This is a genomic window from Streptomyces sp. NPDC057280, from assembly GCF_042668605.1.
In the GTDB taxonomy this organism is placed as follows: domain Bacteria; phylum Actinomycetota; class Actinomycetes; order Streptomycetales; family Streptomycetaceae; genus Streptomyces.
In genome coordinates this window covers 551,626-564,689 of the sequence record NZ_JBHUYR010000004.1, presented here as the reverse complement: position 1 = coordinate 564,689, position 13,064 = coordinate 551,626, and the positions used below count along the sequence as shown (strand labels likewise).

At 69.1% G+C, this 13,064-nt stretch carries 7 protein-coding genes; 5 read left to right on the top strand and 2 right to left on the bottom strand.

The genetic code is table 11. The annotated features are described in order from the left end of the window. Window positions 1-30 precede the first annotated feature (30 nt). Entirely contained in the window at window positions 31-1,476 is a 1,446-nt protein-coding gene (locus ACFUO4_RS26385) for a glyceraldehyde-3-phosphate dehydrogenase (protein ID WP_383489798.1), read from the top strand. A gap of 166 nt (window positions 1,477-1,642) precedes the next feature. Then, window positions 1,643-3,007 (top strand): Tat pathway signal sequence domain protein, encoded by a 1,365-nt coding sequence (locus ACFUO4_RS26380; RefSeq protein WP_383489131.1) that lies wholly within the window; start codon window positions 1,643-1,645, stop codon window positions 3,005-3,007. On the opposite strand, the gene ACFUO4_RS26375 is transcribed toward ACFUO4_RS26380, so the two are convergent. Then, on the bottom strand, window positions 3,004-3,597 hold the full coding sequence (locus ACFUO4_RS26375; protein WP_079309892.1) for a TetR/AcrR family transcriptional regulator: 594 nt from the start codon (window positions 3,595-3,597) through the stop codon (window positions 3,004-3,006). The genes ACFUO4_RS26380 and ACFUO4_RS26375 overlap by 4 nt on opposite strands. Window positions 3,598-3,654: 57 nt before the next feature. Then, window positions 3,655-5,715 carry a discoidin domain-containing protein gene (locus tag ACFUO4_RS26370; protein WP_383489127.1) on the bottom strand — a complete coding sequence of 687 codons (2,061 nt, stop codon included), beginning with the start codon at window positions 5,713-5,715 and terminating at the stop codon, window positions 3,655-3,657. Between the two features lie 210 nt (window positions 5,716-5,925). On the opposite strand from ACFUO4_RS26370, the gene ACFUO4_RS26365 reads away from it, so the two are divergent. The 3 genes from ACFUO4_RS26365 to fxsT are packed head-to-tail and all read left to right on the top strand — an operon-like array spanning window position 5,926 to window position 12,996. After that, a complete protein-coding gene (locus ACFUO4_RS26365) occupies window positions 5,926-7,644 on the top strand; it encodes a DUF4062 domain-containing protein (protein WP_383489124.1) in 1,719 nt (572 codons plus the stop codon). Window positions 7,645-7,684: 40 nt separating this feature from the next. Beyond that, window positions 7,685-8,773, top strand: a complete 1,089-nt coding sequence (locus tag ACFUO4_RS26360) for an AAA family ATPase (protein ID WP_383489121.1) — start codon at window positions 7,685-7,687, stop codon at window positions 8,771-8,773. After that, window positions 8,770-12,996, top strand: a complete 4,227-nt coding sequence (gene fxsT / locus ACFUO4_RS26355; RefSeq protein WP_383489118.1) for an FxSxx-COOH system tetratricopeptide repeat protein — start codon at window positions 8,770-8,772, stop codon at window positions 12,994-12,996. The genes ACFUO4_RS26360 and fxsT overlap by 4 nt, the downstream gene beginning before the upstream one ends. Window positions 12,997-13,064: the final 68 nt, after the last annotated feature.

Sequence of the window (13,064 nt, the reverse complement as noted above, 5' to 3'; positions counted from 1 at the left end):
GAGCGCTGCCTAGCTCGAAAGATGGATCTTGTGACTGTCAACGAGGACTCGTTCACCAACTGGAAGACCCGCGAGGAGATCGCGGAGTCGATGATCCCGATCATCGGGAAGCTGCACCGCGAGCGGGACGTCACCGTCCTGCTGCACAGCCGCTCCCTGGTGAACAAGTCGGTGGTCAGCATCCTCAAGACCCACCGCTTCGCCCGGCAGATCGCCGGCGAGGAGCTGTCGGTCACCGAGACGCTGCCCTTCCTCCAGGCGCTCACCACCCTCGACCTCGGCCCGTCCCAGATCGACATCGGCATGCTCGCCGCGACCTACCGCGCCGACGACCGCGGCCTGACGGTAGAGGCCTTCACCGCCGAGGCCGTCGCCGGTGCCACCGGCGCCAACAAGATCGAGCGCGGCGAGGGCCGCGACGTGGTCCTGTACGGCTTCGGCCGCATCGGCCGCCTCGTCGCCCGCCTGCTCATCGAGAAGTCCGGCTCCGGCAACGGTCTGCGGCTGCGCGCCATCGTGGTCCGCGGCGGCGGCGAGCAGGACCTCGTCAAGCGCGCCTCCCTGCTGCGCCGCGACTCGATCCACGGCCAGTTCCAGGGCACGATCACCGTCGACGAGGCGACCGACACGATCACCGCCAACGGCAACGCGATCAAGGTGATCTACGCCAACGACCCGTCCGAGGTCGACTACACGGCGTACGGCATCAAGAACGCGATCCTCATCGACAACACCGGCAAGTGGCGCGACCGCGAGGGCCTCTCGCAGCACCTGCGTCCCGGTATCGACAAGGTCGTGCTCACCGCGCCCGGCAAGGGCGACGTCCCGAACATCGTGCACGGCGTCAACCACGACACCGTGAAGCCGGACGAGCAGATCCTGTCCTGCGCGTCCTGCACCACCAACGCGATCGTGCCGCCGCTGAAGGCGATGGACGACGAGTACGGCGTGCTGCGCGGCCATGTCGAGACGGTCCACTCGTTCACCAACGACCAGAACCTGCTGGACAACTACCACAAGGCCGACCGCCGTGGCCGTTCCGCGCCGCTCAACATGGTGATCACGGAGACGGGCGCCGCCTCGGCCGTCGCCAAGGCACTGCCCGACCTCAAGGCCCCGATCACCGGCAGCTCCATCCGCGTGCCGGTGCCGGACGTGTCGATCGCCATCCTCAGCCTGCGTCTGGGCCGCGAGACCACCCGTGAGGAGGTCCTCGGCTACCTGCGCGACGTCTCGCTGAACTCGCCGCTGAAGCGCCAGATCGACTTCACCACCGCGCCCGACGCCGTCTCCATGGACTTCGTCGGCTCGCGCCACGCGTCGATCGTCGACGCCGGCGCCACGAAGGTCGACGGCGACAACGCGATCCTCTACCTCTGGTACGACAACGAGTTCGGCTACTCCTGCCAGGTGATCCGGGTCGTGCAGCACGTCTCCGGGGTGGAGTACCCGACGTTCCCGTCGACGGCGGTCTGATCCACGTTCCTCGCGAAGCGGCCCCGGGTGTTCCCGGGGCCGCTTTCGTGTGCCTCAACTTGTCTGCCGTGCACATCCGTTGACCGGGGCGAGCGGTGACAGCAGAATGAGCGCGCGCCTTTGAGAGCGCTCTCAGACCTCTTCGTGCATCCCCTCTAGGAGACCCATGACCCTCAGCCGTCGCGCACTCATCGGGACCGGACTCGGCGCGGGCGCCGCGGTCCTCACCGCGGCCGGTGGGGGTACGGCGGGAGCATCGCCGCAGCGCCCGGGCGCCGCCCGGCATCGCGCGCGGGCCTTCCTCGCCGCCGCCATGGACGCCTATCCGGAGCACGGCACGATCCGGCTGGCGCAGAGCTACACCGATCAAGCCGGCCTGTTCAGCACGGCGTTCACCTACGACAACGCGCTGACGATCCTGGCGCTGCTCGCGGGCCGTTCGGGGGACGGCACGTCCCGTGCCGCGGTGCTCGGCGACGCGCTCCTGTACGCGCAGGCCAACGACCCCGACCACGACGACGGTCGCCTCCGACAGGCGTACAACGTGGGCCCGTACACCTTCTACGACGGTTCCCCGCAGCCGGACGGGTTCGTCCGGGCAGACGGCAAGGCCAACGTGGGTCGGCAGTTCGGCTTCACCGGTACGGCGGTGGGTGACATGGCCTGGGCCGGGATCGCACTGGCCGCGCTCGCCCGCCGCACCGGGGAGCGCCGGTTCCTGACGGGCGCGGTGCGGATCGGCGAGTGGATCGACCGGGTGGGCCGCACCGACGAGCCGCTCGGCGGCTTCAAGTTCGGGGTCGACGGGACGAACGCGAAGCTGCCCTTCACCTCGACCGAGCACAACACCGACCTGGTCGGCCTGTTCGGGCAGCTCGCACGGCTGACCGGGGACCGGGTGTGGCGGGAACGGCGGTCGGTGGCACGGAAGTTCGTCGAGACGATGTGGGAGCCGGACGGCGGCTTCTTCTACACCGGCACCAACGACGGTGTGACGATCAACAAGTCCCCCATTCCCGAGGACACCCAGACCTGGACCCACCTGGCCCTCGACTCCCCCGCCCACGCACGCTCGTTGGACTGGGCCGCGCGCGAACTCGCCGTCCTGGACTCGGCCGACCGCCCCAACAGCACGGTCCCGGCGGGCCAGTCGTACACGGGAGTGACCTTCAGCTCCGCGAGCCTGCGGGCGAACGAGGACGCCCCGATCGCCTCCGGCCAGCCCAGGCCGGACCGCAACGGCGTGTGGTTCGAGGGCACGGCCCACCTGGCTCTGGCCCTGCGCGACCGCTGTGCCGCCGGGGACGACAAGCGCGCCCGGAACCTCCTCGCCTCCATCGAGCGGGCCCAGGAACTGCTGGGCGACGGGCAGACGTTGGGCTCCCGCCCCGTGGCCGCCGGGTCCGGCGTCGTCTCGGCGAGCAGCCCGCTCGACACCGGTTTCGGTTTCGGCTACTACCCGTACCGGCACACGGGCGCGACCGCCTGGTACCTGCTGGCGGCGACCGGGACCAACCCGCTGCGCGCCTAGGCGGAGACCAGTCCGGCGATATGGGCGGTGACGGTGTCGAGGATGTCCGTCCAGGCGTCCTCGTCGCCGAGGACCAGGTAGTTGAGGGTCAGGCCGTCCGTCATGGCGGCGAGGTACCGGGCCAACGCCGGGACCGGGACGCGGAGTTGGAAGCCCATGGTGGTGGACAGCCGCTCGATGATGTCGGTGTAGAGCTCGCCGTAGAGCTCGTACTGGCGTCGGGCCAGATGCTCGAACCCCGGTTGCCGCAGGGCGTACTGGGTGAGTTCGTAGGTGAGCATGTGCTCGTCGGGATGGGCGCGCACATGGTCCCAGTAGGCCTGGAAGCCGGCCCGGACGGTCTCCTCCAGGGAGGCCCTGGGTTTCAGGGCCTCCTGCACGATGCCGACGTAGTGGTCGGTGATGGTCGTGATGACCGACTCGACCAGCTCCTGCTTGGAGTCGAAGCAGTAGTGGAAGACGCTCAGGGAGACGCCCGCCTCGGCGGCGATGGAACGGGTCGTGGTCCGGGCCACGCCGTCCCGGGCCATCGCCCGGATCGCCGCCTCGGTGAGCTGCCGACGCCGTTGTGCCGACGGCATGCGTGCCATGTGCGCGTCCCCCGTGGTGGTGTCGGGCGCCGTGACGCCGACTCCGTAGCGGTCCTGTCAGGCGCTGTGGACGCCGACCTCGTAGAGCGAGTATCCCCAGTCGGTGCCGCGGCCGAGCCCGTGGACCCGGACGTAACGGGCGGGCGTCCCGGTGAACTTGGCCGTGTCGAGGCCGCCGTCGCCGGAGGTGGTGGACCAGGCGGTCGTCCAGTTCGTGCCGTCGGTGGACAGTTCGATCCGGTACGACTTGGCGTACGCCCGCTCCCAGTCGAGCGTGACGCGGGAGACCAGGTGGGTGGCGCCCAGGTCCACCTGCCACGACTGGTCGTCGCTCCAGTCGCTGGCCCAGCGGGTGCCGTCGTCGCCGTCGACGGCGCGGCCCGGCTGGTAGCTGGTGAACGGGTTCCACTCCGAGGAACTGGCCGTCGCGGTCCGCCCCTTGGCGAGGTTGACGCCGGCCTGGTGCTGCTCGGTGGCGCCCCAGGTGTCGAGGTAGGACTCGGCGCCCCGGAAGAGGTCGTCGACGACGCCCTGCCCGCCGACCTGGCGGATGTCCTCGATCCAGTCGGGGATCATGCCGACATGGGCGCCGCCGTCGGTGTTGTAGTCGAAGGTGCGTGAGCCGGTCGTCTGCTTGTCGATGACGGAGCCGCCGTCGACGCTCTTGAACGGGTACTTCACCGGGTTGGAGGTGTTCGCGCCGCGCGGCCCGGGGTGGTCTCCGACACCGTTGAAGTCGGTGCCGAAGCCGTAGCCGACGCCGTACTTCTCGCGCAGCGCGTCGGTGCGGGCGGCCTCGGCGACGAAGCCCTCGGAGCCGTGCATGTACTGGGCGACGAACCCACCGAGGGAGTAGACGCGTTCGGTCCAGTTGAGGTCCATCCAGCTGTGCGAGGAGAGCACGCCGGGATAGTCGGCGGCCTCGAACAGGTCGAGGGCCTGGCCGGTGGCCTTGACGCTCATGTGGTCGATCTCGAGCATCATCTTGCGCTGCATCATGCCCTTCACGGCGTACTCACCGAGGTCGGTGAGCCCGCGGACGTTGCACTGCGCGTCGGCGTCGTAGGCCGGCACCTCGGTGCCCGCGGGCAGATCCTTCTCCGCGGCGGAGGAGGCGGTGCCGATGGGGTTGTCGTGCTGCGGGCCCTTGCACTTCTCGGTCTTCCAGAACGTGCCGGTGGACAGGAACTGCCCGACGTTGATGGCCGTTCCGAGCGCGCCCTCGTCGAAGCGGACGCCGCACAGCGCGTTGTCGAGCTTGTGACACAGGAACATGCTGCGCACGCCGAGGTCGTAGAGCTCGTCGAGCCCCTTGTCGATGTCCGCCTTGCTGCACTGCGGGATGTCGAGGATCTGCTTGCAGCCGAAGGGCTCGGAGGTCTCGACGCCGAGGACGACGGCGAGCTTGCCCGCCTTGATCACCTGCCGGGCCTGGGCGGTGTCGGTGACGATCCGGAACCAGCCCTTGCCGGGGCCGCCGTACATCGCGTCGATGTAGTCCTGGAGCTGGTACGTCAGCTTGGCCTGCAGCCGGATCGAGGTCATCTCGTCACAACTGCGGTCCTTGAAGGGGTAGACCGAGCAGATCACGCCGTTGGTGACGAGGTCGTTGACGAGCACCCGCTGCCCGCCGCGCCAGGCGCGCTCGATCCAGGCGTAGTAGTTGGCCTGGTGCGTCATCGAGTCGTACGCCGGCCAGTCCTTGAACGTCGGCCAGCCGACCGGGTCGTGCCGCCCGTCTCCGCCGTGGGTGATGTAGTCGAAGATCGCGAGGGTGCCGTCGGGGTAGTGCTCCGGACAGTCCTTGAGCGCGTCGGCGACGCCCTGCGGGGAGAAGACCTTGCCGCAGATGAGGCGGCCGCCGAAGGCCTCGTTGGAGAAGAGGTGGTTGTGGGCGTCGACGAACCCCCGTACCTCACCGGCGGAGTTGGTGCCGGTGAACGGCTCGCCGGTGACGTCGATCTGGGCGTCCGGCGCGGGACGTGCGGTCGGGTTCCACCAGTCGCTCGCGGCCGCGGAGCTCGGGGTGGGGCCGAGGGCGATGGCGAGCACGAGGAGGAGGAGCGACACGACGGTGACGTGTTTGCGTCTGCCGTACGGGCGTCGAGGTTTGGTCATGACCCACGTCCCTCGGTCGGCGGCCATGCGTCTTTGTCATGACCGGCGCAAATCTGTGGGACGAGGATGGCTACTGGCGAGTTATGAGTCAAGGGTCCGGGACAGTTGACCTGATGGTGGGTGTGCACATCTCGTACACATGGGGGTCGATCAGTGGTTAGCCTGGTGAACGGGGCAGTTCAGGTGGGGCGTTGACGACAGGGTGGGTGCGTGACCAGGCGGCTGGTGTTCCTCAGTCATACCTCGGAGTTGCGGTTGTATCCCGGTGACCTGTCGTATGTGGCGGCGGCAGAGGAGGCCGTCAGCTCGGCTCAGGACGCATGCATCGACATGGCGTACTTCCCCGCTCGCGACCAGGCGCCCGCCCAGGCCTGCCGCGAGAAGGTGGGCGAGTCCGACGTGTACGTGGGCATCATCGGCTTCCGCTACGGGTCGCCGGTGCGCGACGAGGAGCATCTCTCCTACACCCAGCTGGAGTTCCGCGAGGCCACGAAGCTCGGGAGACCTCGCCTTGTGTTCCTGCTCTCGGAAGACAGCCAGGAACTGAGGCTGCCGCGGAGCGCCTTCAAGTGCGAACACGGGGACCGGCAGGAGGAGTTCAGGAAGGAGCTGCTTCGCGACGAGGGGCTCATGCTGAAGGAGATCAGCAGCCCGCAAGACCTCAGAGAGAAGCTGCTGCACGCGCTCTTGGCCCTCCCTCCGGAGCCAGTGGCAGTCGACACCCCACGTGCACCCGCGACCTTGGACGTACAAGCCTGGCAAAGGCTCGAAGACCAGCTGCGCGGCGCGATTCCGCCGGTCTGGGCCGAGAAGGCGTACCGATGGTCCTTCGGTGTACATGGGGACGCAGCTGGGGCGGCCGCGCCGTTTCCACCGTCCACCGAGGACCTTTACGACTGGGCCCGGGACCTGGACGCGCGCGAGCAGTCCGATGCCGCGATGCCCAAGGTGGTGGCCTTCGCGCACGCCCTCGCGGCCGGGTTCTGGACCGGCGGGGGGCCCCAAGGCGCCAGACGTGCAGGTGCGTTGCGTGCGTGGGTGCGTGAGGTCAGGGGACGTTTCGGGCTCGGCGAACTGCCTCGGGTGCCGAACCTCACCACATTCGAAGTCGCGCTGTTCGTGCAGCTCGATCAGGATCCGCAGGATCCAGCCCAGGTGTTCGTCGACATCTCGCTGTACTCGCCGTCCGACCCCGCGCAGTGGAAGCGGGTGCAACCTCAGGAGGACGCCTCCGGAGGCCTCAGCGTCCCGCTCGACAGCGTGCCCAACCTCATGGAGCAGTGCCTGGACGGCCTTCAGCGCCACGCCCGGGCACTGCGCGGCGAGGAGGCCGGTTGCCGTCGACCCCTGGAGCTCAAGGGCATCGAATTCGCGGTCAGCGAGACATTGTTGGAGACCGATTTCGACCAATGGCTGTGCAAGCTCGGCGTGGACGAGCCGTGGAAGCTGGGGGCGCGGTTCGACGTGGTGGTCAGCTGCCCCGAGGCCCGGAACAACATCGCGCACTTCCACGATCTGTGGTGGGCCCGCTGGGAGTGGCTCAACGATCCGGATGCGCAGGACGACAAACCGGCCGCCCACTGGCTCGATGCCGAGGAGCTCGACCGGCTGAGCACGCATCGCGACAACTGGGAGCAGTGGGAGCACCACCCCGCCTGCGTGGCGATTGCGGCGGAGGAAGCCGGGCCGGCTCGGCGCGCCGCGCTCCATCTCGGCATGCCCGTTGTCGTGTGGCGGCGGACCGGCCACTCCGGGGCCAAGGCGCTGCCGGAACTGCTGACCCTTGAGAGCACCGAGCACGTCAGACAACTGCCGCAGTCCATACGGACCTTGCGCCGAAGTCACGACGATCCCGGCCTCGTCCTCCTCTGGGACGATCCGAACCACCCCCTGAAGAACATGCCCTACTCCGACGCGAGCTTCGGCTGAAAGCCCGACCGCACGTGAAACGCCCATGGCCGGAGGTGCCGTGAAAGACTGGTGGATCTACAAGGGCGAGGGCCAGGCCGAGAAGCGGCTGGACCGACTCGCCGTACACCGGCCGGATTGGCGCGTGTTCGACGGCGAGATCGACGAGGACTACACGGTTCCCGTGCTCAGCGAGGCCGACCAGGAGCGGGGCGCCGGCTACATCGCCGAAGCACCGGAGATCGACCTCGTCAACACCGCGCTTCTGCTGCGCCGTCCGCTGCTGGTCACCGGGGTGCCGGGGGTCGGAAAGTCAACGCTCGCGCACAGCATCGCGGAGGATCTGGGGCTCGGTCCAGTGTTGCGTTGGACGGTCACGAGTCGGACCACGTTGCGGGACGGGCTGTACCGGTACGACGCCCTGCGCCGGCTTGAGGACGCGAACCTTCGACGGCTGTCGGCTCCTGGACGGCGGCGGCGAGAAGGCTCACTCCTACGGCGACTGGAGGGAGCGCGCTGGCGGAGGATCGAATGGGAGCCCGGTGCGGAGGGCACGTCGGGCATCGGCCGATATCTCCAACTCGGACCACTGGGCACCGCGTTCGTACCCACCGCGCGCCCTCGTGTCCTGCTCATCGACGAGATCGACAAGGGTGACATCGATCTGCCGGGCGACCTGCTGACCGTACTGGAGGAGGGACACTTCGACATCCCAGAACTCGTGCGCATGTCGGACGACTCGCCGCAGGTCTCCGTAAGCACCGACGACCAGTCGGGCCTGGCCCGGATCACGAACGGCAGGGTGCGCTGCCACGCGTTCCCGATCGTGGTCCTCACCAGCAACGGCGAGCGTGAGTTCCCGCCCGCGTTCCTACGCCGCTGCATCCGGCTCAACCTGCCCCTGCCCAACGAGGACAAGCTCCACCGCATCCTCGTACGCCGCATCGGTCAGGAGGCCGCCGACGCGGCCCGGGCCGAGGGCGGAGTCATCGACACCTTCCTCAAGCGGCGCAGCAGCGGTGAGCTGGCGACCGACCAGCTCCTCAACGCGGTACAGCTCCGGCTCGCCGGCGCCTGGACGGCCCCCGGGGACCTCGGCCGGCTGGCCGAGGCGACCATGCACCGGCTGAGCGGACCCGACGCCCAGTGATCTCCGACCTGTTGTCACTGCTGGCCCAGGGCGGGGTGGACGACCCGACACCCGAGGAGCTGGCGGACATCCTGTGGCTGGCCCAGCGAGTGCTGCCGCAGGGACGGGCGCCCGGGGACGCGGGCGACGGGACGGACGAGGCATCTGCGTCCGGCTCCGCACCCGGGGGACCCACCGAGCACACCCCGGCGGAGACGGAATCCGGACCGGACTATGAAGCGGTACCCGCGGACGAGGACCTCGTGGACATCCATGTCCCCGGCGGCGACCACGACGAGGACTCCGCCGGGCCCGGCGGCGCACCCGTTCTGGTCCCGGCTGCGGGCGCGCTCCCCCACGCCCTCGCGCTGACCAGGGCGTTGAAGCCGCTCACCCGCAAGGTTCCGTCCCGGACAGCCTTCGAGCTCGATGAAGAGGCCACCGTGGCACGGCTGGTGGACGAGGACATCCTGCTGCCCGTTCTCCGCCCCGAACCCGCGAGGTGGCTCAGCCTGGCACTCGTGGTCGACTCCGGTCCCTCCATGAGCCTGTGGCAGGACGAGATCCATGAGCTCCAGCACGAGGTGGCGCGGCTGGGCGCCTTCCGCAACCTGCGCCGCTGGAACCTGCTGCCCTCGGCCGACGGCGACACCGTCGAACTGCGCCCGCATCCCGCCGCCGGCCGTCCCGCCCGACACCCGAGGGAGGTCGTCGATCCGGCGGGCGCCCAGTTGATCGTCGTCCTCAGCGACACGGCCGGGGCGATGTGGCGTACCGGCGCGGCACACCGGCTGCTGGCCGACTGGGCCCGGCACTCCCAGGTGGCCCTCGCCCATCTGCTCCCCGCGGCGCTGTGGAGCCGCGTCGGATTGGCGCCCACGCCCGCCCGCCTCCACATTCCGCAGCCGGGGCTGCCCAACAGCCGATGGCGAACCGGATGCCTGGTGCCGAGCGACCCCGGCCCGAAGGGCATCCCCGTGCCGGTGGTGGATCTCGAACCCCGGTCCTTGCGCGCCTGGGCGGAGATGACTTCCGGCAGTGGCAGATGGACGAAGTCGGCCACGCTGTTCGTGCCGGGGGTGGGCCGGGGCGGGCCTCGGCGTTCCGTGGTACCGGCGGGGGCGGCGGAGACGATCCGGCGGTTCCGCGTCACCGCGTCTCCGCGCGCCTGGAAGCTGGCGGGACTGCTGTCCGCGCACTCGCCGGTGACCGTTCCGCTGGCCCGGCTGGTGCAGCGGGCACTGCTGGGGGACGCGTCGCGTGGGGATCTGGCCGAAGTGTTCCTCGGGGGACTTCTGCGGCGCGCGGCGGAACCATCCGTGCTCGGTGAGCTGCGGTTCGAGTTCCATCCGGAGGTACGGGAGGCGCTGCTCGGCGCGCAGTACCGGGACGACGTCGAAGCGGTTCGGGAGCTGGTGCGGACTCAGGTCACCGCCTATCTGCGGCCTCGCTTCGGGAGCCCACGCAGTGTGCCGGGTGTGGTGGCCGGCCCGGCGCGGCAGGGCGTGACGGTGGTGGCGGAGGGGGAGGCGTATGCGCGGGCCTCTCGCGGGGACCTTGTGCGGATGGGGGCAACGGTTGACGCGGCGCAGGGGCGGGAGGAGGAGCACGAGGAGGAGTCCGGCGACGAGGGTGGCGACCAGGAGAGGGTGTTCATCAGCTACGCAGGGTCGGACCGCGACTGGGCCGAGTGGGTGGCTTGGCATCTGCAAGAGGCGGGGTTCGAGGTGGAACTCGACGTCTGGCACTGGGCGGTAGGGGACAGCCTCGCCATGCGGACGGCTGAGGCGCTCGCGCGTGCGCACAAGGTGGTGGCGCTGTTCTCAAGGGCCTATTTCGAACCAGGGCGTTGGACGGAAATGGAGGCGCTTTCGGCTGCCGCCCACAGGGGCTGCCTCATCCCCCTGGTGGTCGAACCTCTGGCACACGACGAAATTCCGGCGTTGCTGGCTGCCCGTATCCGCAGCGACCTCCACGGCCTTGAGGAGCCGGAGGCGCTCTCAGTGCTGTTGAGAGCCGTCTCGGACCCGACGACTCCGACGGAACGCCCTCGATTCCCCGCCGCGCCCGAGCGGAGTCTCTCGATGGCGCCGAGGCTCCCGAGCGCCGTGCAAGTGCCTCGTGCGTGGAACGTCCGACGCCGCAACCCCGACTTCGTCGGCCGTGAGGACGTGCTCAGGCATGTACGGGAGGCACTGCTCGAAGACAGCCGACCCGCGATTCAGGTGCTGCACGGTCTGGGCGGGGTCGGCAAGAGCCAGATCGCGGTGGAGTACGCCCATCGCTTCGCCCGTCAGTACGACGTCGTCTGGTGGATCGACGCCGAACAGACGCCTCGACTACCCGGCGCATACGCCGAGTTGGCGGACCGACTGGGACTCACCTTCCAGGAGACGGGGATCGAGCACTACGCCCGAACTGTGCTGGATCACCTGCGTGAGTACGGCCGTTGGCTCATCATCCTCGACAATGCCGAAGACCCCTCCGACCTGCGGCCCTGGCTCCCCGAAGGCCCAGGCCATGTCCTCATCACGTCCCGCAACCCCTCCTGGCGCGGCCTCTCGGGCAGCGTCGCCCTGGACACCTTCTCCCGCGCCGACTCCCTGCGCTATCTGGCGGACCAATTGCCGGATATCAGCAAAGCGCAGGCGACTGCGCTGGCCGAGGAACTCGGTGACCTGCCGCTGGCCCTCACTCAGGCTGTCCGCGTGATAGCCCAAGGCATGCCGGTGGAGACCTACCAAGAGCACCTCCTGTCCGGCCAGGCAAAGGTACTGCGGCTCGGTGAGGCCCACGACTATCCGGTGCCCCTGACGGCTGCGGTGACTCTCGCCACCGAGCGCCTCGCCCTCAACCATCCCGAGTCCGCCCAAATCCTCTACCTCGGTGCCTTTTTCGGCTCTGATCCGATTCCCGTTGCCTGGCTGGAGCACACGCGCGGGGTGTTCTCCGCCGATACCGGCGACGTCGGGTGGCCGAGCGATGTCCTGATGCCCCTCGCGCGCTACGGGCTGGTCCGTGTCGACCAGAACAGTTTCCAGATCCATCGTCTGACGCAGGCCGTCCTGCGGGACCAGGTGAAACCGGAACGGGAAGCCACACTGCGCCAGTTGGTCACCTTCATCCTGGAGGCAGCCACGCCTGGCTCCCCCGACCTCCCCGAACTCTGGCCTCAGTGGGAAGTCCTGACCGCGCACCTCCTCGGACGCCCGCGCCCTGACGAATCCGACCAGTTCGCCCTGTGCCACACACTGTTGGGGTCGGTCCGCTATCTGACGCACAGCGGCCGATTCCTGGAGGCCCAGCGTGTGAGTACACAGTTCCACGAGTTGTGGAACGCTCGCCTGGGTGCAGATCACCCCGACACCCTCGCGTGGGCCGCCTCGCATGCGGAGGTGCAGGCAGCGATCGGTCAGTACGCCCATGCTCAAGAACTGGCCCGGGACGTCCTCGAACGCCGCCGCCGCGTCCTCGGCGACGACCATCCCGACACCATGGCCAGCACGAACAGCGTGGCCGAACTCCTCACCCACCTCGGCGAGTACGAGGCGGCACACCGACTGTACGAAGACGCTCTCAGGCGAAGTCGGCGGATTCTCGGCGAGGACGCCCCCTCCACCCTCGCCACCGTGGCCAGCCTGGCCAACACCCTCGTCGCGCTCAATGAGCCCGAGGACGCACGCCGACTGCTCGAAGATGTCCTTGAGCGGCAGCGTCGAGTTCTGGGCGAAGACCACCCCGACACCCTCAGCTCGGCGTACGCCCTTGTTGTCACGTTCAGCGCGCTACGAGAACCTCATCAGGCCCGCCTGCTGGCTCAGGACCTACTGGAGCGCCGCCGTCGCATCCTGGGTGACGACCACCCAAGTACCCTCGCCGTCTCCACCGCTCTCGCCGTTGCGGTGAGCGAACTCGGCGAGCAGGCAGAGGCACGACAGCTGGCCGAGGACTGCTTGCCCAGACTCCGCCGCGCCCTGGGCGAGGACCATCCGACGACACTCGAAGCGGCACGCGTCCTGGCTGTCATCTTGGACCGGCTCGGCGATCACCACCACGAAGCCGCCGGGGTCCTGGAGGACACCCTCGAACGCAGCCACCGGGTGCTCGGCGCCGACCACCCGATCACGGGAAGCATCGTCCAGGACCTTGCCGCCACCTACCGGGCGATGGGGATGTTGTACAAAGCCCAGCAGCTCCTGGGCCTCCGAGGTAAACGCAACTCCTCCCGTGATCCCCGCCGTTGACCCATTCTGTGTCTCCCGGGCCCCGAACTTCGGCGCACCGGCACCCCTGGGCGTCCCCTTGCCCGCCC

Excerpts from the sequence above, each read along its gene's own strand:
- ACFUO4_RS26370 (WP_383489127.1), bottom strand. The coding sequence starts at position 5,715 with ATGACCAAACCTCGACGCCCGTACGGCAGACGCAAACACGTCACCGTC.
- ACFUO4_RS26375 (WP_079309892.1), bottom strand. The coding sequence starts at position 3,597 with ATGGCACGCATGCCGTCGGCACAACGGCGTCGGCAGCTCACCGAGGCG.
- ACFUO4_RS26380 (WP_383489131.1), top strand. The coding sequence starts at position 1,643 with ATGACCCTCAGCCGTCGCGCACTCATCGGGACCGGACTCGGCGCGGGC.